The sequence below is a fragment of the Argonema galeatum A003/A1 genome, from assembly GCF_023333595.1.
GTDB lineage: Bacteria > Cyanobacteriota > Cyanobacteriia > Cyanobacteriales > Aerosakkonemataceae > Argonema > Argonema galeatum.
In genome coordinates this window covers 25,724-48,582 of record NZ_JAIQZM010000042.1, presented here as the reverse complement: position 1 = coordinate 48,582, position 22,859 = coordinate 25,724, and the positions used below count along the sequence as shown (strand labels likewise).

Below are 22,859 nucleotides of genomic sequence, written 5' to 3'. Positions count from 1 at the left end.
CCTCTCTTTGGTAATTCTATCTAGAGTTGCACTGATTTAACAACTAACCGAATTCTTCGGTAAAATCAGTTGCGTTGCTCTCTTTTAACCATCTTAGGAAATATCAACTTCTGGGTTGGGTGTTATTGCATTTGGACGAGACAGATTAGATGTAAACAGCGCTTTTTCCTCTTAACTCAATTTCACTTGGCTGTTTGCTCTGCCAGGGAAGCTTTTCAACTTCTACGATCAATTTATCATTTGCCCAATTAGGTCGCAACTCTGTGAAATTAAACTTTACTTTTTTGCGTTTTTCCAGTTATTAAACTTTTTCTTTATTTTATCAAAATACTTGTATCGCAAGGCTTTGCGCTGTTTTCCTTACCAATACCTCCCCTTAAAAAATCATCGTAATCGCCGATCTGTTGTAAAGAAGTATAAAGAAAAAATGGCTAATTGCTTCTTTTGTCTTGGGAAGATGAAAGTCAGACAATATACTACAATAATACAATCGCTCCTACAAAAAGCAAATGTTGTTGGAATTAGCAATCGGCGATGCCTACGGTGCTGGCTTTGAATACGCTGATGAGATGATCGACCTGGGTTACAACGATTTGAGCAGATACGTGCAGCATCCCCGTCACAAACTCACACCAGGGTGCTACACGGACGATACCCAGATGAGTATAGCGATCGCTTCTGCGATCGTTTCTGGAGAACCCTGGACACCAGAACTGTTAGCCAACTGGTTTGTCAAGGCTTTTCAACGCGATCGCAGAGAAGGATATTCCAGGAATTTTTACCAATTTTTACTCAAAATTGGCGATGGAGAGGAGTTCTTAGCCAAAATGCAACCCACCAGCGACAAAAGCGGAGCAGCGATGCGTGCTGCTCCGATTGGCGTTGTGACCACCATAGAGAAAGTTATCGAATATTCAAAAATCCAGGCAGCAATCACCCATAATACACCGGATGGGATTAATGCCGCGATCGCAGCTGCCCTCATGTCCCATTACTTTATTTACCAGCTAGGGCCAAAAAGGAAACTGGGGCAGTTTCTGGAAAGCCACGTACCCGGTGAATGGTCGAAACCGTGGCAAAAAGAGGTAAAATCGAAAGGATGGATGAGCGTCAGGGCGGCAATTACTGCCATTATCCGAAACGATTCAATGACCGAACTTCTGAAGGATTGTATCGCCTTTTCTGGAGATGTGGATACAGTAGCGGCGATCGCACTTGGTGCAGCTTCGTGCAGCGCTGAAATTAGCCAAAACCTTCCCCTTCATCTGATCGAAACCTTAGAAAACGACTCCTATGGCAGAGATTATCTCATTGAGCTGGATCGGAAACTGATGAGTAATGTTCAAAAGAGCGATCGCTAACAATAGGACGAAATATCTTCGCCGCATTCATCTGCAAGATAGCACAAAGCCCGGAAGCGTAGGTAAGCCACTTGCTCGTACAGGGGATTAAGCTTACACAATGGCGGGATGTGAAACAAGGTACGACCAAAAAGTTTAACATCCCGCTCGAACGGGCATTGAGATGGAATCATTTGGCACAAGCGGTGAGCTAATTCTGGATCTTTCACTTCTAAGCGATCGAGAATCTGGCGGACAGGTTGCAGCGGATCGAATTTCGGCTTGGGGCGCAAACTATTAAGAGGTGTTGCGGCGGTGATATCTGCTTGGTCAATCCACACCCAAGTTGTCAAGGTTGGATTTTCTATGGTAGAATCAGATACATTCATTTTTCATCTCCTATTTTCCAACGAGGAGTTTGCCTTCCTCTGTTGGTTAAATACAGCATGACAAATCTCTTTACCGGATTGGTACACCCGTTTGGTTGATTTTGGCGACGCGATCTGCGTTTCTTCATCCAACTTACGGTCGATCTGCCTTCTCTATCTTTAGACAACAGAGTTGTCTAATAAAATGATGTCTCCAAGTCGGAAGGTTTTGCGTGAGTAATATCACGGAAATTTTGACAAAAGGGGACATAAGTGCAGTGACTTGCGGATGATCTGCCAGGTTCCGCGATCGCGCTTGGGCAATTTACTGGTAGATTCAAAAACAATCGCGGTTTGGAACTAATCGCAAAAGTTTTCCACGCTTATATAACTTAACATTTTTTAAAGATTGGCAAGTGGGGGAGGTGAAAATTTCCCGATTTCTCCCCCTCTCCCCCTCTCCCTTTCTGCCCCTCTCCCCCTCTTTTTAAAGGAATGTGAAGGAAAGAGAGAGTTTTACAACTGTTTTCTAGGACGCGACTCTAGCAGTAGCGCGGCGGCGGCGTCCTGTGGCTTTGGTTGGCGGTGCATCGGGAATTTGCATCAAGAGGACGAGCAAAGGACGGCTCTGGAGTTCGCGGCGGAGCAGTCGCTGTAGAGCCTGTTCCATTTGGACTTGCAAACCTACCCAATCAACCTCAAGGTCTTCACCCTCGAAACCACGGGCAAATTCCTGCCAGCGATCGTTTAACAGGTTTTCCATCGTCTGTTGGACAAGCTTTTGCAGGAGACTGCGCTCCACCGATGTTACCACACCTCGTAAGTGTATTTCTGGTTTAGCAACCAGTTTGCCATCCCAATCAACAGCAGCTGCTACGGTGACGACACCATCTTCTGCCAGTTGTTGCCGTTCCTTGAGAACGCTGTCGTGGAGAACTCCAGCGTTATCCACTAATTGAATGCCGGAAGGAACCTTGCCATTGATGCGGATGCGCTCTTCCGACACCTCCACAATATCGCCATTGTCAATGATGACCATATTTTCTGCCGGAATGCCCATACTCTGAGCCGTCTGGGAGTGCTTGACGAGCATCCTATGTTCCCCGTGTACCGGCAAGAAGAATTTGGGGCGAGTCAAGGCAATCATCAGCTTTTGGTCTTCCTGACAGCCGTGACCGGAGACGTGAATCCCCTTTTCCCGACCGTAGATTACATTAGCACCCTGCACCATCAACTTATCGATCGTATTCACAACTGCGATCGTATTGCCCGGAATTGGGTTAGCCGAAAACACTACCGTATCCCCCTTGCGGATTTTAATGTGGGGATGTTCTTGATTGGCAATGCGGGTCATAGCCGCCAGGGGTTCACCTTGAGATCCGGTAGTGAGAATTAAAACTTTCTCATCCGGTAAGTTGCGAACAACGTGCCAAGGTTGGAGCAGATTGTCTTCACACTTGATATAACCAAGATTGCGAGCATGAGCAATCACATTGAGCATCGACCTGCCAATGATCGACACTACCCGATTCTGCTTCTTCGCCAAATCCAGAATCATATTGATCCGGTGTACCGAAGAAGCGAAGGTAGTCACCATCAACCGTCCTGGCGCTTGGTAGAAAATCCGCTCCAGATTGGGATAAACAGATTTTTCTGAGGGCGTCTGACCGGGGACTTCCGAGTTGGTCGAGTCGCTAATCAGGCAGAGAACTCCTTTTTCGCCATGTTCGGCTAGCTTTTGCAGATCGAAAAACTCACCATCAACAGGAGTGTGGTCAATCTTAAAGTCCCCAGTGTGGATAATTACCCCAGCTGGTGTATGAACGGCGACGGTGAAACTATCGCAAAGGGAGTGGGTATTGCGGATAAATTCGGCGAAAAAGTGAGAGCCAATGCGAACAATGTCGCGAGGCATTACTGACCTGAGTTCTGTGCGGTTAGAAACACCCGCTTCTTCCAGTTTCCCTTGCAGTAAAGCCATCGCCAAACGCGGGCCGTAAATCACCGGAATATCAAATTGTTTAAGATGATACGGAATTCCGCCAATATGGTCTTCGTGACCGTGGGTGACAATCATGCCCTTGATCTTGTGGCGATTTTCCTGCAGATAGGTCATATCTGGCAAGACAATGTTGACTCCGTGCATCCCCTCAGTCGGGAAAGCCAGCCCTGCATCTAGTAATACGATTTCATCGTCGTACTCAAAAATGCAGGTATTTTTGCCGATTTCGTGCAGACCACCCAGGGCAATAATTTTGATGGTTGGTGAAGTTTCGCCACTAATTTTGATGGTTGGTAAAGTTTCCCCACTAATTTTGATGATTGGTGAATTTTCGTTTTTTTTGATGATTGGTGAATTTTCGTTTTTAGTCATTTGCGTCCTTACGATAAGTGTCAAAAAAGGTTTCTTGCTAATTGGTGAAAGTAATTTCCAATTTTAGAGTTGAGATTGGAGATTGGAAATTTAATCTTTAAATCTACAATCTGAAATTTGCCATCTGAAATTACCTAATTAGCCATTAGCTATTAGCTGAATTATTCAGTTGTCTAAAAACCTGGCATAAGTATTGCGCCTGCTATAGCAGGGAAAGTTCTTTTAGCACAGTTTTTAAGTTTTCAGCGATCTCTGGGGTCGCTTCGCATAGGGGCGGGCGAGTGCTGCCTACAGCCCAGCCTTGAAGTTTCAAAGCTGCTTTGACTGGAATCGGATTAGTTGTGGCAAACAGCGCTTTGAATAGGGGAAAAAGTTGCAAATGTATCTGAGTTGCGGCTTGAGTTTTACCCGCTTCAAAAGCTTGAATCATTTGTTGTAGCTGTGTTCCGACTAAATGGCTGGCTACACTTACCACACCAGTACCGCCAATTGCCAGCATGGGCAGGGTGAGTGAATCGTCTCCAGAGTAGAGAGCAAATTCGGGGGGAGTTAGGCATTTAATCTGACTTGCCCGATCCAGGTTACCGCTAGCTTCTTTAATGGCAACAATATTGGGAATTTTAGCCAACCGGGCAACCGTTTCTGGCAAAAGGTCTTGTCCGGTGCGACCGGGTACGTTGTAGAGCATCAGGGGCAGATCGGGAGTCGATTGCGCGATCGCCTGAAAGTGCCGATACAGCCCTTCTTGGGGTGGTTTGTTGTAGTAGGGAACGACCTGTAAAGAGCCATCTAATCCTATTTTAGCTGCTTTTTGCGTGGCTTCGATCGCTTCCGTCGTGGAATTTGAACCAGTGCCTGCCAGCACTTTTGCTTTTCCTGCTACCGCCTGTTTTATTACCTGAAATAGTTCGTATTCCTCTGCCCAGCTTAATGTTGGCGATTCGCCTGTGGTTCCGCAAACCACCAAGGCATCTGTACCGTTAGAAGCTAGATGTGATGCCAGCTGCTCAGAAACAGCATAATTTACACTGCCGTCTTCTTTAAACGGCGTAATCATTGCAGTTACAACTCTTCCAAATCTTACCACACTCTTACAAACTCCTTTGCAGCAATTTTAGATTTTAGATGAGAGGATTTTGGATTGGCGACGAGTCCAAAATCCTCTCATCTCCATTTAAGATGACGAGCCTAAGCAGTAACAGCTGCTGTTGCTGGCTGAACCCAACTTTTTGCTACCAACAACTCGGCAATTTGCACTGCATTCAATGCTGCCCCTTTGCGAATTTGGTCTCCAGAGAGCCAAAGTTCCAATCCACCGGGGTTAGAAATATCCTGACGAATTCGACCCACTAATACTTCGTCTTTACCGCTGGCTTCGCAAGGCATCGGAAAATAATTTGCCTGCCAGTCTTCTACTATCCGTATTCCAGGAGCCTTACTCAGGATTTGGAGCGCTTTTTCTACGGTAAAAGCCTCCTCAAATTCTAGATTAATTGCTTCTGAGTGCGCTCGCAAGACGGGAACCCGAACGCAGGTTGCCGTAATTCTCAGAGCTGGCGCTCCAAAGATCTTCCGCGTCTCGTTGACCATTTTCATTTCTTCCTCACAATACCCTAACTCATTCAACTTGGTGTTATGAGTGAACAAATTAAACGCCAACGGGTAGGGAAATATTTCTGTTTTGGGTGTCTCGCCCTGCAAAATGGCCAAAGCCTGCTGTTTCACTTCTTCCATTGCCCTAGCACCGGCTCCGCTGGCAGACTGATAGGTTGCTACCACCATGCGTTTAACTGGCTGTACCCGATGTAGGGGCCAAACTGCCACGGCCATTAAAATTGTCGTACAGTTGGGATTGGCGATGATGCCGCGATGGGAAGCTGCGGCCTCTGGATTCACTTCTGGAATTACCAGGGGTACGTGGGTATCCATGCGGAAGGCGCTGGAGTTATCAATTACTACGGCACCGGCCTCTACCGCTTTAGGAGCCCATTCTTTTGAGGTAGAGCCACCTGCTGAAGCCAAGACGATATCTACATTGTCAAACGAATGCTCTCCTACCGCCACTACAGGCAGGTTTTCGTCGCCAAACTGCATAATGCGATCGGCAGAACGAGGTGAAGCTAGAAGTTTTAGATCGGCCAGCGGGAATTTACGACTTTGCAGCAATTCCAACAACTCAGTACCAACGGCTCCCGTGGCTCCTAATATGGCTACTCGATAGGATTTTGACAAACTAACTACCTCCATTTGAACGGTTTGAGATATTTGGGATTTTAAGATAAGGATAATTTTCGATGTGATATTTAAAACAGTCAACTGGGTTTAAGCCGCGTCTCCACAATTTCTAACTACAACATTCAAAATCCAGCCGACTTCTCCGAAAAAAGATCGGGTCTATCTATGTTGGCGGTCTCTTAGAAGGACTTTTGGTCAAATTTACCCCTACTTTGCCCATAAAAAGTAAGTTGCTTTTTTAATTTATAGCTGTTATTGAGTCATTTATTATCTGGGTATTTGTGAAAATTGTAATTTATTTCTAACCGCTTATATAAATTTAACATAATTCTCTGCCAAAAATTCTCTCAGCCGTCGAACACAGTGCGAAACGAGTATCTAAATGTACTATCATCAGATAGGAAACCAAACGAACGGGAAAAGTTCCCTCCCTTAAGGCTTAGGTCTTAAGGGACGCTGGTCTGACCTAAGTTGGTAGATACCATCGCTGGTTGCTTGCACCAGCATATCACGCTGAGAGACACCTGTTAGGGGATCGCGGTTAAATAACCCGCTTTTTAACCACAGGAGATCCCAAGCATCGCTTGGAATCGTGCGTTGCAGTCCCGGTTGGGCTTCTTGAACTTGAGAAATTAAAGCAGTTATCGTCAAAGAAAAAAAGAGGCATGAAAGTTACCCAGGCAAAGCTTCCCCAGAGCCAGATAGGCTTGGAAATAGAAATTACGTCCGAAATATCCAAAAAAGCTTACGAGCAGGTTTTTCAAGACCTGGCCCGTTCTGCCAACATCCCTGGGTTTCGCAAAGGCAAGGTTCCTCGTCATATTCTGGTACAGCGCTTTGGCTCAACGCGACTGAAAGCGGCGGCTTTGGAAGAAATAATTCGCGATGGGGTTAGAGATGCTATAAAGCAAGAGTCAATCCAGGCTCTAGGCAACTACCAGCTGCGCTCTAACTTTGATGAGTTGGTTAACCAGTTTGAACTGGGAAAAACGGTGACATTCTCAGCAGCGGTTGATGTAGTGCCCGAAGTTAACTTGAAGCAGTACACTGGCTTACACCTAAAGGCAGAAGAAGTCAAGTACGACCCCGATTCGGTGGATAAGTTTTTAGAAGAACGCCGCAAAGAACTAGCTACCTTGGTGCCAGTATCGGGACGCCCAGCGCAGATGGGAGATGTGGCAGTAGTTGATTTTAAGGGACGGCTGGTAAGCGAAGCGTCGGCCCAAGGAGAAGCAGCTGAAGAGATTCCCGGCGGAGAAGCGCAGGATTTTCAGGTAGAGTTAGCAGAAGGGCGCTTTATCAAAGGGTTTGTTGATGGGATGGTCGGGATGAATGTGGGGGAAAGCCAAGAAATTTCTGTGGACTTCCCCGAAGACTATCCGCAAAAAGAGTTGGCTGGTAAACCTGCCGTTTTCGCGGTGACGCTCAAAGACCTCAAAGAAAAAGAGTTACTGGAAGTAAACGATGACTTTGCCCAAGAAATCAGCGAGTTTCAAACATTAGAGGAATTGCGATCGACTTTGGAAACCAGGTTTCAGGAGCAAGCGCAGCGCAAAACTGATGCCAACAAGCAGGAAGCACTGCTGGCTGAACTGGTGAACCTGGTGGAAGTAGATTTACCTCAAACGCTGATTGAGCAAGAGGTTGATGAGTTGGTGACTCAAACGGCAATGCGGCTGAGTAAGCAGGGGATTGATATCAAGAAGCTGTTTACTCAGGAAATGATACCGCAGTTCCGAGAGCGATCGCTCCCAGATGCGATCTCTAGGCTCAAGCGCTCTCTAGGACTTAGAGAAGTAGCCACAAGGGAATCCATCCAAGTAGAACCAGCCGCAGTGGCAACACGCTCTCAAGAGGTGATGCAGGAGTACAGCGATGAGAAAGACATCGACCCCGAAAAATTGCGAGAATTCGTCGAAAACGAACTGCTGACCGAAAAAATCATCAAATGGTTGGAGGAACATTCCACCATCGAACTCGTACCGGAAGGCTCCCTGAGTGCTACAGCCTCAGAAAACCAACAGGAAGCGCCAGCCGAAGTTGAAGTTGAAGCAACTGCCGAAACCCCTGAAGCCCAAGTCGAGCCAAACCAGACCGAACAACAAGAGAGTTAAGCTGCTCCCAAGACATCTGACGGCTACCAACTTAAGCCGGGATAGTCTCGCCCTCACCCCCTCTCCCAACGTTGGGAGAGGGGGTGCAAGATTTCCCCCCAAGGTTGGGGGGTTAGGGGGGCAAAAATGCCAAGTTATAGATGGGACTCTCACGTCTATGTTTTACAATACTTGTGCAAAATCGAAAAACATTTTAGCAGGGTAAGGACACAAAAAGTACCATATTCAAGACCATTTCACTTTTGATTTCGATCGACATCACACTCAGCAGGGGATCGCTAGAGCTAGAGGAAAATAGTTACAAGATGTAGCATATCAAAAGGAAAATGGTAAAACTTCGATATCTCTCTTAATAGAAAGCCAAACTTGCCCAGTAGAGATAGTCAAAGACAACAGATATTGGCTATAACGGATATAGTTGTAATTAAGTATCGTTTAAGATTCTCAGTTTACAGCACGAGTGCCAGCTGACACAACTTGAATTAGGTTTTATGGTTATATCTCAGTCTCTTAACTACTCGCCCACCAGCTCGCGCTACTCGCCCATCTACGACTTGCAGCCCAGCAACACAGTCGTACCTATGGTGGTAGAACAGTCTGGTATGGGGGAAAGAGCGTTCGACATTTACTCGCGCCTGTTGCGGGAGCGAATCATCTTCTTGGGAACGCCGATTGACGATGAAGTGTCGGACACTATTGTGGCCCAGTTGCTGTTCCTGGACTCGGAAGATCCCGAAAAAGACATCCAGATTTACATCAACTCTCCAGGGGGATCGGTGACAGCGGGTATGGCGATTTATGACACCATGCAACAAATTCGCCCCAATGTTGTTACCATCTGCTTTGGATTGGCTGCGAGTATGGGAGCGTTTCTGCTCACAGCAGGAACCCGTGGTAAGCGGATGTCGCTTCCCAACTCCCGAATCATGATTCACCAGCCACTAGGCGGAGCCCAAGGTCAGGCAGTTGACATTGAGATTCAAGCCAAGGAAATTCTTTATCATAAACGTCAGCTCAATGAATTACTGGCTTATCATACTGGTCAGCCTATTGAAAAATTAGAAGTCGATACTGACCGCGACTTCTTCATGTCAGCCGCGGAGGCCAAAGATTATGGCCTTATCGATCAGGTTATCACTAGGCAGAACCTACCCATTTCAGGAAATGCCGTTACCACACTTAAATAAGAGGCAGCTATGTCACCTAAGTACGACTCCCATTTAAAATGTTCCTTTTGCGGCAAGTCTCAAGAGCAGGTTCGCAAATTGATTGCTGGTCCGGGAGTCTACATTTGTGATGAATGTGTTGACCTGTGTAACGAAATTTTAGATGAGGAGCTGTTGGATTCGGGTTCAGCATCTCCTGGGCCAGCACCAAAATCAGAACCAGCCCAAAAGCGGCGTACCCGCTCATCTGCTCTCTCGCTGCATCAAATTCCGAAACCGAGAGAAATTAAAAAGTATTTAGACGAACACGTAATAGGCCAGGATGAGGCGAAAAAAGTCCTCTCGGTAGCGGTATATAACCATTACAAGCGGCTCAGCTTTATTCAATCAAAAAGCAGCGGCAAAGTGAGTGCGGAGGACTCGATCGAAATCCAAAAATCCAATATCCTGCTGATGGGGCCGACCGGATGCGGAAAGACGCTTTTGGCTCAAACTCTGGCAAATATCTTGGATGTGCCGTTTGCTGTAGCCGACGCTACTACGCTGACGGAGGCAGGATATGTCGGGGAAGATGTAGAAAATATCTTGCTGCGATTGCTTCAGGTAGCGGATTTCGATGTGGAGGAAGCTCAGCGAGGCATTATTTACATTGATGAAATTGACAAGATTGCTCGTAAGAGCGAAAATCCTTCGATTACGCGGGATGTCTCCGGCGAAGGGGTTCAACAAGCTCTCCTGAAGATGTTGGAGGGGACGGTGGCAAACGTGCCTCCCCAAGGCGGACGCAAACATCCCTATCAGGACTGCATCCAGATTGACACCAGCAATATTCTGTTTATCTGCGGCGGTGCGTTTGTTGGTCTGGAGAAGGTGGTAGAGCAGAGAATTGGCAAAAAGTCAATGGGCTTTATTCAAGGTGGGGAAACGCCATCGCGGGAAAAACGGACTGCGGATATCCTGAAACAGCAGGAACCGGACGACTTGGTTAAATTTGGCATGATTCCAGAGTTTATAGGCCGGATTCCGGTGATCGCAGTAGTCGATCCGCTGGATGAAGAAACTTTGACGGCGATTTTGACTCAGCCGCGCAATGCGCTGGTGAAGCAGTATCAAAAACTGCTGAAGATGGACAACGTGCAGCTGGAGTTTAAGACGGATGCGATTAAAGCGATCGCGCAAGAAGCCTACCGCCGCAAAACTGGTGCCAGAGCTTTACGCGGTATTGTGGAAGAGTTGATGTTGGATGTGATGTACGAGTTGCCATCTCGCAAGGATGTTACCCGTTGCATGATTACGCGGGAAATGGTAGAGAAACGTTCTACAGCCGAACTGATCGTACACCCTTCTTCGCTGCCAAAGCCGGAATCTGCTTAAATTAGTCATTAGTCATTAGTCATTGCCAGAATTCTACTTTTGACAAATGACAAATGACAACCGATCGCTGACAATTGACTATTGACAAATGCCGTTAATTCAAGTTCGGGGCGTCGAGCATTATTACGAGTGGATTCGCTCACCAGAAGCTGGCAAAACTAAGCCGGTAATGATTTTTTTGCACGGCTGGGCTGGTTCTGGTAGATATTGGGAAAGCACGGGCTTTGCGCTAGCAGATGAGTTTGATTGTCTGCTTTACGATATGCGCGGATTTGGGCGATCGCGCTTACCATTAGGTGAAGCGCCTACGCTGAAATACCAAATGGAAGAGTATGCTGACGACTTAGCAGCATTATTAGATACTTTCAAGCTAGATCGCGTTTATCTGAATGCCCACTCAATGGGCGCTTCTGTTGCTACGCTGTTTTTGAACCGTTACCCAGAAAGAGTGGAACGGGCAATTTTAACTTGTAGCGGAATTTTTGAATACGACGAAAAAGCATTTGCTGCTTTCCATAAATTTGGCGGTTACGTGGTTAAGTTTCGTCCCCCCTGGTTAAGTAAAATTCCTTTTGCCGACAAACTCTTCATGAAGCGGTTTTTGCATCGCCCTCTGCCAAGCGCAATCAGTAAGGCTTTTTTAGAGGATTTTATCATAGCAGATTATGAGGCGGCTTTGGGTACAATTTTTACTTCTGTGAGTAAAGAAGCATCTGAAGTAATGCCGCAGGAATTTGCTAAGTTATCGGTACCGACGCTTTTAGTTGCGGGAGAACACGATATTATCATTCCAGCAGAAATGGGAAGACAGGCGGCAGCTTTAAGTGAAAAAGTAGAATATGTTGTGATTCCCGATACCGCTCATTTTCCGATGTTGGAAGATGCGGAAACTTATTTGCAAAAGGTGCGGGAGTTTTTGGGAATTAAGAGAGAAGCTGTGGTGTAAAGTGAAAGCCCCCCTTTTTAAGGGGGGTTGGGGGGATCTCTGCATAAGTTCTGTTCAACTAAATTTTAACCAACCAAAAACTTGTTCAACTGTCAGTTCTAACTGAATTCCATCAAGTACGGGTAATTGAGTAGCACCTGTGAAAATTTCTACTCGCTGACCGGGAAATATGACTAGAATACTCTCTGTTTCCGAGTCTATTAACCAACCGAATTCCGTGCCATTTCGCGAACAATGCAATAATTTACTAAGCACTTTAGTTTGGTTTTGGTCAGGAGAAAGAATTTCGATCGCCCAGTCAGGATGAATTTCAAAACGGTTGGAGATTCTACCCGATGGCTGAAAGGGAATTCTTTCCCATCGGAATACGGCGATATCTGGGATAATTGATTCACCGCCAAAGGTGCAGCGTAGTTCTGGGAAAGCGTAAGCAATTTTTTGTGTTTCTGTTATCTGGTTGATGACAGTACAAAGTTTAGCCTGTAATCGGCTGTGTTCACCTTGTGGCATAGGTTTCTGAATGATTTCTTCATTGATAAATTCTGATGCAGGTTTAGTTTCTGGAAGTTTTAGGAACTCCTCTAGGTTTGGTTTAGGTTTAATGGTTGCGATCATAGGTTATATCGTTTCCGGTTGTATGGTTAGATATCGTCAAATTTTCTGTTTTCATCGTTGGTTAAAATTTTACCGCAGATGAAGACAGATGTAGGCGTTCGCGAAGCGTGCCGGAGGCATTAGCCTTCCCGCAGGGTACGCAGATAAACGCAGATAAGAATAATCACACGAATTTTTTATGTAACCGATGCTACCGGAAATGATATTACTTGTGGTATGGGCAGGGGCTAGTTTAATTAAGTTATTAGGTACGTTGTTGCGATGCCGCGCTTTAGCGCAAGAACGTACCTAAATAAGCAAATTTAAGGCATAAATAGTTCAGAAAATGGTATTTGTATTTCGGGAAAAGCTAATGGTGCGATCGCAGCATCTACATTAAAAATAAATTCTTCTTGATAGCCAGATTCGGTGGGGTTACGGAAAATATAAACGCGGCGATTGCTAATATCTAAAATCCAATATTCGGAAATATTTGCTCTGGCATAAATAGGTGCTTTTTCTTGGCGATCGATGTTTAAAGTAGTATGAGCGATTTCTATTAGCAGTAAGATGTCGCTAGCATTAGGGTGGCGATCGCCATAAGCACCTGGATCGATGCGAACTACAGCAATATTCGACTCTGGTTCTGAGGTAGACAGGGTAATGGGTAACTGGACTCGAATATTGGCAAGATCTCGGAGTAGATTTTGGAGATAATAATCGGTGCGTTGAGTTGTACCTGCGTGAGGTGGACTTTGGGGACTCATTTGGACAATTCGACCTTCTAGAAGTTCAACTTTATCGTCGGTAGTCAGAATATTAGCGTCGATCATCCGGTGGTATTCTTCTACAGTCCACAAACGGATTTGGGTGGCGATCATTTGATTATCCTATGATTGTTTGGCGCTGTTTGTTAGGTTGTATTCTATTTTCGCGATCGATCACCCCAAACCCAACTCCCGCTTGAGCAAATTAATCGACTTAAGCCCAATATAGTTATCGCAGCAGATTAATTGAGGCGGACGAATCAAATCGTCTCTCGCTTCTGCAACAGCAGCTTTCAACGCAGCGAAACTAGCTTGATCGCTGATAATTGTTCTGGCACTGCGAACCAATGCGTTAAGTTTATAAGTATCTCCTTTTTGAGCCGTCATCACCAACAAATCTTCACCCCGGAGACTGTGAATAATCACTTCTGACGCCCGCAAAATACCAGAACTGAGGCTAACAAGACCAACACAACTGTCTTTTGGTAAACTCCTAACTAGCTGAATTTCTGTGCTGTAGTCGTAGATATCTACGGGGATGACGCGGACAGATTTAGGTGCTGCGATCGCATCTGCTTCTCCGATAAAATAGCGACTGGTCACCACCGTACCACCATGAGTTTGATCCAGAAATAGGCTTAATTGCTCCAAAGGCACCAGTTGCACCGGAATTTTGAGCGCTTGTTCCAATTCCTGCACCATCAACTCGCCAACGCCAATATCCTGGGTAGGCGCAGTCACCAAGACCCTCGCACTGCAACGCAAGCGCCAGTCAATCTCTCCCAAAAAAAGCTCCCTGGCTTGACTGAGGGTACAACCCTCTCCCAGCAGCTTATCCAAGCTTTCCTGGACGATTTTGTTGGCTTGGGGATATTGTTCTACGATCGCAGATTTTAGTCTACCTCCCCCTTCGTGACCTAGAGCGCGGACGTAAATTCCTGACCCCGCCAGGGACTCCACCAGTCCGATTTCTTCTAAATGACGATATACCTTGCTAATGGTGTTGCGATGCAAACCCGTCTGCATGGCGAGGGCGCGAGTGCTGGGGAGGCGGTGTCCGGGGGGAAACTGACGGGATGCGATCGCAAACCGGATTTGATTAAATAGCTGAGTTGATGCCGGAATTTCACTATCCGGCTGTATATGAAATTGAACCATATTAGAGCCTCCAAGGACTCACATCCAGTAATTGAGAAAATAATTTGACGGTAGGCACCATAAAACTGAGTTTTTATCTATATATTCAGTGTATTGTTATCGCGCAAACAAATTAGCGCCAGCAAGGTTGGTAATCCGTACTCATTAGCATAGATTATCTGGAAAGGCATCATACCGAATATGGACAAAAATAAAATAACCCAGCCGGGTGAGATATCAATCTCTGCCGCCTTCTCAATCTAGAATCTAAACGGTGACATCACGAAGATCAAAATCACAATGGCAGACATACAGATTCGCACATCTAACATCAAAGTTACCAATGGGGACTTGCAAATTGATGCTTACTATGCTGAGCCAACTGGCCCAGCGCCTTTCCCAGCGGTTATAGTATTGCAGGAGATCTTCGGGGTAAACGAACATATCCGGGACGTAACGGAACGAATTGCTAAGGAAGGGTATACTGCGATCGCACCCGCAATCTTTCAGCGCATCGCCCCCGGTTTTGAGACTGGGTACACCCCAGACGACATCCAAATTGGCCGGGACTACGCGCAACAAACCAAGGCATCAGAACTGCTGAGCGATATTCAAGCCACAATAGATTATCTTAAGAGCCTTTCTCAGGTAAAAAAGGACGGCTTTGGCTGCATAGGCTTCTGCTTTGGCGGTCACGTTGCCTATCTTGCCGCAACTTTAGCCGATATCAAAGCCACCGCCTCTTTCTATGGCGCAGGCATTACCACTCGCACTCCCGGCGGCGGCGAACCCACCATTACCCGCACCAAAGACATCAAAGGCACTCTCTACGCCTTCTTTGGCATCCTCGATGCCAGCATTCCAGCCGAACAGGTTGACCAAATTGAGGCAGAATTAACAAAACATCACATTCACCATCGTGTCTTTCGCTACGATGGTGTTGACCACGGTTTTTTCTGCGATCGTCGCGGTAGCTACGATGCAACAGCAGCAGAAGCTGCTTGGACTCAGGTTAAACAGTTGTTTCAGCTCTTAGTGAAAACTTCAAGTGAATGAGGATGTCCCAAAGGTTGTAGAAGCTTTGCAGCCGTTCTTAGCTCAGATCTAAGACAAGAATTCATTACAGCCAAAGGTAAAATGCTAAGGGTGGTCGCCCTTCGAGTTCGGTCATAGCAAAAACAACTTTAGCGATCGCGCCCCTGTGCCCCCAAATCTGGGGGAAAAGAAGTCTTGTCCCCCCCAGATTTGGGGGGTTAGGGGGGCAAATGCGTAAGTCCTGAAAAGCAACTTTAGCCTCCGCGCACCTGTGTAACTGCGATCGCTAAAATACATAATTGGCTATGCCATATTTAGTCCCGCCCCACTGAATTAATCAAAATTAACCTAATCTAGTTGATTGAAAGATGAAACCCAACTCGACCCCTTCTCAAGCAAACAACACATCCTTTTCTATGGATGATTTTGCCAAAGCCCTAGAAAAACAAGACTTCAACTTTGAAAAAGGGCAAGTAGTACGGGGCAAAGCCTTTGAATACACCAACGATGGAGCGTATATTGACATTGGTGCCAAATCCTCTGCTTTTCTGCCTATTCAAGAAGTTACCTTAAAAGAAGTAGACGATTTATCCGCCCTGTTGCCTTTAGGCGAAGAACAAGACTTTTTAATTATCCGCGAGCAAGATGCAGACGGACAAGTCACAGTTTCTCTAAAGGAGCTGGAAATTAAGCAAACTTGGGATAAACTGGCCGAGATGCAGGAAAACACTCAATCAGTTCAAGTGAAAGTTATCGGCGTAAATAAAGGTGGCGTCACCGTCGATGTTCGCGGATTGCGCGGCTTTATTCCCCGAAGTCACCTAATCGAAAAAGATAATATGCCAGAACTAATCGGTCAAGCCTTAACCACCAGCTTTTTGGAACTAGATCGAACTCGCGACAAACTGGTACTTTCCCAGCGCCTAGCCAGTCAATCTGCCCGATTTAGCGAAATGGAACTAGGACAGCTAGTAGAGGGTAAAATTAGCAGTATCAAGCCCTTCGGGCTATTCGTCGATATGGGAGGAACCACTGGTCTGCTCCACATCAAACAAATCAGCCAAACCTATATCGAATCCCTCCCCAATTTCTTTCAAGTAGGTCAGCCCATTAAAGCAATGATAGTCGATCTCGACGAAGGAAGAAGCCGAATTTCCCTTTCCACCAGAGTTCTAGAAAATCACCCCGGTGAAATGCTAGAAAACATGGCTGAAGTAATGGCTTCTGCTGAAGCCCGCGCCCAACGCGCCAGTAAAAATCAAACTAAGGGCTAGCGGGAGAGCGGGAGAGCGGGAGAGAATAATTAATGCCCTTTTGCCAAATACCCTTTTGCCCAAAAAACGGCTCTTTCGGAGTTGTTATGCTTTTGTTCAAAAAAATAACATTTTTATTCCTCTGCTCCTCTGCACAAGCGCTCAAATAGCATAGTAAATACGGAAGATCCCATTAAGTAGGGTGCGTTAGAGCGATAAAATTAGTGATTATCTCCAAAATTTTGGGGTCTGACGCACCCTACAACCTAGCATCAAAGTCCCCCTTTTTAAGGGGGATTTAGGGGGATCTGAATTTACTTACTTGAATAGACCTGACAAAAGTTACTTTAAAAAGGTAGATAAATCATGGCTCAAGAAGATACGCGCTTAACCCTAGAAGACATATTTGACGCAAATTACTATCGACTAAACAATCCAGACCTAGCTCAACTGAGCGACGATGAGGCATTAAACCACTTATTGACATACGGTTTTATAGAAGCAGATCGCGGTTTCACATCAAGACTCAGATTTTCACCGTTTGTTGACTTTACGTACTATCGAGCTAACAACACAGACGTTTCAGGTCTTTTTAGAACCCAGCTATTAGTAAATCAGTTTTTAAATGAAGGTCTTTTCCAAGGACGGACGTTTTCACCCGTAGTAGATCTAGATTTATATCGGTCTAGTAACGCCGATCTGAACAATTTAGACAACAACCAATTATTCAGACATCTAATCGAATACGGGGTTTACGAAGGGCGAAGATTTTCACCCTTGATCGATCTCAATTACTATCAGCAGAATAACCCGGATCTTGTTGGCTTTGACAACCTACAATTATTAGAACATTTTCTGACTGCTGGTATACAAGATGGACGCCCGTTCTTACCCTTATTTGATGTAAATTTTTACCGGGATAACAACCCAGATCTAGAAGATCCAACAAATGGTCTACGAGAAAACCCTACCGACCCCCCTCCAACTAATAGGGACTATTTAGAGCATTTTCTCAACTTTGGTATAAATGACGGGCGAAAATTTACTCCATACTTCGATATCAACTCCTACCGAGAAAGCAACCCGGACTTAGATGTAGCAGGGTTGACCAATCAACAATTGTTCAATCATTTTCAAAGCCGTGGTTTGGATGAAAGGCGGAGATTTTCACCCTTCTTTGATGCCAACTACTACCTAGCTAATCAGCCAGACCTAAGAGCAGCCGGGTTGACCCCGCGACAAGCATTCGATCACTTTGTAAACATTGGTATAAACGAGGGACGACGACCCTCCCTGATATTTGACCCAGTATATTATCTAGCCAACAATTCCGACCTAGCTAGAACAGGACTCACATACAGACAAGCGCTGGAACACTTTGAAACCACAGGTGTTAACGAGAGACGATCGGCCTCCATCTTTTTTGTGCCAAGATTTATAGAGCCGTTCATTCTCGGAACCATCCCAACTCAGATAAATCGACCTCAGTCACAAATACCGCAATTCAGATGGAACGTCCCGCCCAATGGTGTACTCACATACAGCTTTGTTACCACAGCCAGTGCGGGTTTATACGAAGGGCCAGAATCCGGTGTCAGAGAATTGAGCCCCCAAATTAAGAACAATATCCGCAATATGCTGCAACAGTATGACAACGTACTGCCATTCGAGCTTGTTGAGGTTTCAGACAGACCTCCCAACTTCGGCCAGCTGCGGTTCATGTTTTCTGATGGGCCTATACAGCAGTCTCTTGACGGAAACGTCTATGCTTATGCCTACTACCCCGGAGACCCCGCTGACATTAACAGTGCTGGTAATCTTGCTGGCGACGTACATTTAACTAACAATACGAGTTTGGTAGATTTTTCGGGTGGGCCTGGGAGTTTCGGCTATGAGGTGATACTGCACGAAATCGGTCATGCTTTGGGCCTGCAACATCCCTTTGATGATAACCCCCAAGTAGATGATGGTGAGCCAGTTCTCCCTGGAGGGAGGGATAACAATAGCAACACCGTAATGACCTACAACTTGTTCCCCGGAACATACACTGGTTCCCCTGCAAGCACACCGATGGCCTATGATATCCGTGCTTTGCAGTTAATATATGGTGCCAGTTATTTCAACGATGGGGATACAGTCTATAGGTTTGATGCCAACAATTTCATCGGGCTAAACGAATCAAATGGGCAAAATGGCATAAAGCAAACAATTTGGGATGGTGGCGGAATTGATACATTTGACTTTTCCGCCTTACAATCCACCCTATTCGGTTATTACTTTGACATGAATGAAGGAGGTTACAACACCACACAACTTGCCCTCAATGGAGCCACCTATCAAAATAGCTTCGGTACATTCACTACTAACAGCTTTGGCACAACTATTGGTTTTGGGTTTGAGCTAGAAAACTTGATAGGTTCTCAAGGCGATGATGAAATATTGGGAAACAATTTCTCCAACAACATTGCAGGCGCAGCAGGAAATGACACAATTACAGGCGCGGGTGGTGCAGATGTAATAAGTGGTGGCAGCGGATCTGATATATTTATAATGGCTCCGAGCGACGGGGGGCCAAGTCCAGCATCGGCTGACGTTATTACCGACTTCACAGATGGTCAAGATCTGATTGGTTTAAGTGCTGGTCTGAGATTTGACCGCATCACTATCACTCCGGGTACCAATCCGAATGATACTTTTATCAGGGTAGCTAGCAGCGGTGAATACTTAGCTATACTGGCAGGTGTTCCATCTTTCGCGATCTCTAATGCCGACTTCACACTTGTTTAATCCGGGAGCGTTTGGGCTTTGCAATAAATTGACGAAGCCCGAACGCGACTCGTGCGGTTTTAACCGCAGTCAATATTACAATGATTAAATCGACTTGATACCAGCTTGTATCTGCCAGGAAAAAAACTATGCCGACAACTGCTGCTGTCCCCTTAAATACACAAGAAATATATGACGAAAATTTCTATCGAGCTTTTAACCCAGACTTAGCAAACTTAAATAGTCGAGATTTATTCCAACATTTCCTAAATTTCGGTATCAACCAAGGTCGCCGATTCTCCCCTTTCTTCGATGTAAACTTCTACAAAGCCGCAAACCCCGAATTTGTTAACTCAAACTTAACCCCTAGACAACTGTTCGATAATTTTCTAAATCAAGGTCTGGCTAGCGGTCGCCAATTCTCACAATTCTTCGATCTAGATTTCTATAGGGCTAGCAATCCAGATTTAGCCAATTTAGACAATGTTGATTTGTTTCGGCACTTTAGAAACTTTGGTGTGGCGGAAGGGTTTCGTTCTTTCTCACCCGTGCTGGATCTAAATTTTTATAAAAACAATAACGCCGATTTGGCAAATTTGAACTATAGACAATTGTTCGAGCAATTTCAACTCAACGGATTATCTCAAGGGCGTGAATTTTCACCATATTTCGACTTCGATATATATCGCTCCCGAAACGCTGAAAACTTGCTAGAAGAAAATGTCACGACTAATCAACAATTATTACAAAACTTTCTCATTTCTGGGATAGACCAGGGACGTGATGCCTCACTGTTCTTTAATATCAGCGAATATAAAAATAAAAACCCTGACTTACTGAGGCTGAACAACAGAGAATTATTCGAGCATTTTCAAACCACTGGGTTGCCTCAAGGTCGTCCTTTTTCGTTGTACTTCGATCTCAGTTTCTATCAGAACGGCAACCGAGACTTGGGTGCCTTGAATAATAAACAATTGTGGGAACACTTTCAAGATTTTGGTTTGAAAGAAGGTCGTCCTTTTTCACCATTTTTCGATCTTGAATTTTATCGTTCTAGAAACCCAGATCTCGGAGAACTGAACAATAGAGAATTAGCGGAACAATTAATAACCGCAGGTCTCGATCAGGGGCGTCCTCTTTCACCCTTCTTCGATCTCAATTACTATCGAGCTAGCAACCCCGGACTGGATACACTGGAAAATAGAGAATCGTGGTTACACCTGCAAAACGTCGGTGTGCCTGGGGGGCTGGCTTTATCACCGTTTTTCGACCTAAATTTATACCGAGCTAGCAACCCAGACCTGGCCAGTTTAGACAATGAGCAATTGTTTGAACACTTCCAAAATTTTGGATTAAATGAGGGGCGAACATTCTCACCAGTAATTGACTTAAATGTGTATCGAAATAGCAACCCAGACCTGACTGGACTGAGCAATAGAGACTTATTTGAGATATTGGTAACTACTGGTATAGGTCGGGGAGGGGGAACTGCCGCCACCCAGTTTTTTGACCCCGATTTTTATCGAAGGAACAACCCAGACTTGGCTGTAGTGGGAATAGTTACTGATACACAATTGTTGGAACACTTCCAAAACTTAGGTTTGGATAATGACGGGCGAAAATTCTCACCATATCTGGATTTGGAATACTACGGAGATAATAACCCAGACTTGCTGACGGCGGGAGTGAATACGCGGCGGGAATTGTACGAGCATTTTCAACGTTACGGGTTGAACGAAGGACGCCCATTTTCACAATTTTTTGATGTCAGATACTATCTGGATAACAACCCCGACTTGCGTCAACAAGGGATGAATTTTCGGCAAGCCTTTGCTCACTTTCAAAACTCTGGTGTTAATGAGGGACGCCGCCCATCAATCCTATTTAACCCGGTTTATTACTTAGCAAATAACCCCGATTTGGCTGCTAGAGGAACCACGTTCAAACAAGCGTTTGAAGATTTTCAACTTAGCGGTTTCCAACTGGCACGTCCGGCGTCAGTTTTGTTTAATCCAAATGACATCGCTCCCTTAGTTGCGCCACCGAATCGAGACTCGGATGGGCCAGTAGCTCAGTGGCTTCAAAATGCAGCCAGATGGGGCGACATCCCAGCTAATGGCATCCTCACGTATAGCTTTGTTAGCACTGCGAGTGCATTTTTGTACGAAGGACAAGAGACTGGGATTAGGGAAGTGTCCGACGCTGTTAAAAACAATGCTCGCGATATTTTGCGAAAGTATGACGAAGTGATGGGCATCAATGTGATTGAGGTTCCAGACAACCCTCCCAATGTCGGTCGCATCCGGATCATGCTTTCCGATGGGCCAGCCGCTCAGAATAGAGCGGGCTATGGCTACGCGCCCTCAGATGTTGCAGGTTCGGGTATCGCCGGTGACGTGCATTTAAATTCCGGAGTCGATTTCGCTCAGGGTCCTGGCAGTTTTAACTACGAAACTTTGCTTTCCATAATCGGTACTGCTCTGGGTTTGGAATTTCCCGACAGACAAAGAGACCCCATCTTTTTTGAGCCAACTCTTGCTGTGGGGAAGGATAACAATACAAACACCGTAATGACCCGGAATATTTCTCCCAATACATACAACGGCTCATTTGCAAGTACGCCGATGTCCTATGATATCCGTGCTTTGCAGTACCTCTACGGTGCGGGTTATTTAAACAGCACGGATACAACTTATCGGTTTGACTTCAACAACTTTATTGGGTTAAATCAGAGCGGCGGGAGAAATGGAGTAAAGCAGACAATTTTCGATAGCGGCGGAATTGATACTTTCGACTTTTCCGCACTCCCATCGATTTCATTTGGTTATTACTTTGACATGAATGAAGGAGGTCAAAATACAACTCAGCTTGCCCTTAACGGAGCTACCTATTCTGTTCCCAATCCTAATAGTACCAGCCAGACGCCTCTCCCTCCGCTCGCCTTGAATACTAACAGCTTTGGCACCACCCTTGCTTTTGGCTTCGAGCTGGAAAACCTGATAGGTTCTCAGGGCAATGATGAAATATTGGGCAACAATTTGTCCAATAACATTTCAGGCGGAGGAGGCGATGACCGGATTAACAGCGCTTCTGGTAGAGATATATTAAATGGTGGCCCTGGAAACGATATTTTCGTAGTGGCTCGCGGTCAAGGTAGTCTTAATCCAGAAATGATTGACACTATTACTGATTTCACGGATGGTCAGGATAGGATTGGTTTAGCTCTTGGTCTGACATTTCCCGAAATCAGGATTGTCCCAGGCACTAACCCGAACGATACTTTCATCCGGCTTGCTAATACTGGTGAATATTTGGCTGTGTTGACTGGTGTTCCATCTATAGCTATTACCAGTGCCGATTTTACGTCTGTATAAATTACAGGTAGGGTGC

Annotated in this window: 17 protein-coding genes; 9 read left to right on the top strand and 8 right to left on the bottom strand. The window is 45.6% G+C overall.

All coding sequences use genetic code 11. From position 1 onward, the window contains the following. Window positions 1-509: 509 nt before the first annotated feature. Complete coding sequence (locus tag LAY41_RS27890; protein ID WP_249105218.1) at window positions 510-1,361, top strand: ADP-ribosylglycohydrolase family protein; 852 nt, start codon at window positions 510-512, stop codon at window positions 1,359-1,361. Here LAY41_RS27890 and LAY41_RS27885 read toward each other — a convergent pair. The 5 genes from LAY41_RS27885 to LAY41_RS27865 all read right to left on the bottom strand — a co-directional run bounded on the left by LAY41_RS27885 (window position 1,358) and on the right by LAY41_RS27865 (window position 6,968). Then, window positions 1,358-1,729 (bottom strand): Mo-dependent nitrogenase C-terminal domain-containing protein, encoded by a 372-nt coding sequence (locus tag LAY41_RS27885; protein WP_249105216.1) that lies wholly within the window; start codon window positions 1,727-1,729, stop codon window positions 1,358-1,360. The two genes, LAY41_RS27890 and LAY41_RS27885, sit on opposite strands and share 4 nt — an antisense overlap. A gap of 508 nt (window positions 1,730-2,237) precedes the next feature. Beyond that, entirely contained in the window at window positions 2,238-4,082 is a 1,845-nt protein-coding gene (locus LAY41_RS27880) for a ribonuclease J (RefSeq protein WP_249105214.1), read from the bottom strand. Between the two features lie 202 nt (window positions 4,083-4,284). Beyond that, entirely contained in the window at window positions 4,285-5,169 is an 885-nt protein-coding gene (gene dapA / locus LAY41_RS27875; RefSeq protein WP_249105212.1) for a 4-hydroxy-tetrahydrodipicolinate synthase, read from the bottom strand. Window positions 5,170-5,270: 101 nt separating this feature from the next. Next, window positions 5,271-6,329 carry an aspartate-semialdehyde dehydrogenase gene (locus LAY41_RS27870; protein WP_338023066.1) on the bottom strand — a complete coding sequence of 353 codons (1,059 nt, stop codon included), beginning with the start codon at window positions 6,327-6,329 and terminating at the stop codon, window positions 5,271-5,273. A gap of 420 nt (window positions 6,330-6,749) precedes the next feature. Further along, complete coding sequence (locus tag LAY41_RS27865; RefSeq protein ID WP_249105208.1) at window positions 6,750-6,968, bottom strand: hypothetical protein; 219 nt, start codon at window positions 6,966-6,968, stop codon at window positions 6,750-6,752. Between the two features lie 14 nt (window positions 6,969-6,982). On the opposite strand from LAY41_RS27865, the gene tig reads away from it, so the two are divergent. The 4 genes from tig (at window position 6,983) to LAY41_RS27845 (ending at window position 11,917) form a co-directional block, all read left to right on the top strand. Next, window positions 6,983-8,431 carry a trigger factor gene (gene tig / locus LAY41_RS27860; RefSeq protein WP_249105206.1) on the top strand — a complete coding sequence of 483 codons (1,449 nt, stop codon included), beginning with the start codon at window positions 6,983-6,985 and terminating at the stop codon, window positions 8,429-8,431. A gap of 491 nt (window positions 8,432-8,922) precedes the next feature. Further along, window positions 8,923-9,618, top strand: a complete 696-nt coding sequence (gene clpP, locus LAY41_RS27855; RefSeq protein ID WP_275974439.1) for an ATP-dependent Clp endopeptidase proteolytic subunit ClpP — start codon at window positions 8,923-8,925, stop codon at window positions 9,616-9,618. A gap of 9 nt (window positions 9,619-9,627) precedes the next feature. Then, window positions 9,628-10,971 (top strand): ATP-dependent protease ATP-binding subunit ClpX, encoded by a 1,344-nt coding sequence (gene clpX / locus LAY41_RS27850; RefSeq protein WP_249105204.1) that lies wholly within the window; start codon window positions 9,628-9,630, stop codon window positions 10,969-10,971. Window positions 10,972-11,059: 88 nt separating this feature from the next. After that, window positions 11,060-11,917, top strand: coding sequence for an alpha/beta fold hydrolase (locus LAY41_RS27845; RefSeq protein ID WP_249105201.1), 858 nt, complete (start codon window positions 11,060-11,062; stop codon window positions 11,915-11,917). Window positions 11,918-11,971: 54 nt separating this feature from the next. Here the strand turns inward: LAY41_RS27845 and LAY41_RS27840 are convergent, their stop codons facing one another. The 3 genes from LAY41_RS27840 to LAY41_RS27830 all read right to left on the bottom strand — a co-directional run bounded on the left by LAY41_RS27840 (window position 11,972) and on the right by LAY41_RS27830 (window position 14,436). Further along, window positions 11,972-12,532 carry a Uma2 family endonuclease gene (locus tag LAY41_RS27840; protein ID WP_249105199.1) on the bottom strand — a complete coding sequence of 187 codons (561 nt, stop codon included), beginning with the start codon at window positions 12,530-12,532 and terminating at the stop codon, window positions 11,972-11,974. 302 nt (window positions 12,533-12,834) lie between these two features. After that, window positions 12,835-13,392, bottom strand: coding sequence for a Uma2 family endonuclease (locus tag LAY41_RS27835; protein ID WP_249105197.1), 558 nt, complete (start codon window positions 13,390-13,392; stop codon window positions 12,835-12,837). Window positions 13,393-13,452: 60 nt separating this feature from the next. Continuing rightward, window positions 13,453-14,436: a GntR family transcriptional regulator gene (locus tag LAY41_RS27830; protein WP_249105196.1), complete on the bottom strand. Its 984-nt coding sequence runs from the start codon at window positions 14,434-14,436 to the stop codon at window positions 13,453-13,455. A gap of 279 nt (window positions 14,437-14,715) precedes the next feature. Between LAY41_RS27830 and LAY41_RS27825 the strand changes: the two genes are divergently transcribed. The 4 genes from LAY41_RS27825 (at window position 14,716) to LAY41_RS27810 (ending at window position 22,843) form a co-directional block, all read left to right on the top strand. After that, complete coding sequence (locus tag LAY41_RS27825; RefSeq protein ID WP_249105194.1) at window positions 14,716-15,471, top strand: dienelactone hydrolase family protein; 756 nt, start codon at window positions 14,716-14,718, stop codon at window positions 15,469-15,471. 347 nt (window positions 15,472-15,818) lie between these two features. Then, complete coding sequence (locus LAY41_RS27820; protein WP_249105192.1) at window positions 15,819-16,724, top strand: S1 RNA-binding domain-containing protein; 906 nt, start codon at window positions 15,819-15,821, stop codon at window positions 16,722-16,724. 345 nt (window positions 16,725-17,069) lie between these two features. After that, entirely contained in the window at window positions 17,070-19,490 is a 2,421-nt protein-coding gene (locus LAY41_RS27815; protein ID WP_249105190.1) for a M10 family metallopeptidase C-terminal domain-containing protein, read from the top strand. 128 nt (window positions 19,491-19,618) lie between these two features. Then, window positions 19,619-22,843, top strand: coding sequence for a M10 family metallopeptidase (locus LAY41_RS27810; RefSeq protein ID WP_249105187.1), 3,225 nt, complete (start codon window positions 19,619-19,621; stop codon window positions 22,841-22,843). The last annotated feature ends 16 nt before the right edge of the window (window positions 22,844-22,859 follow it).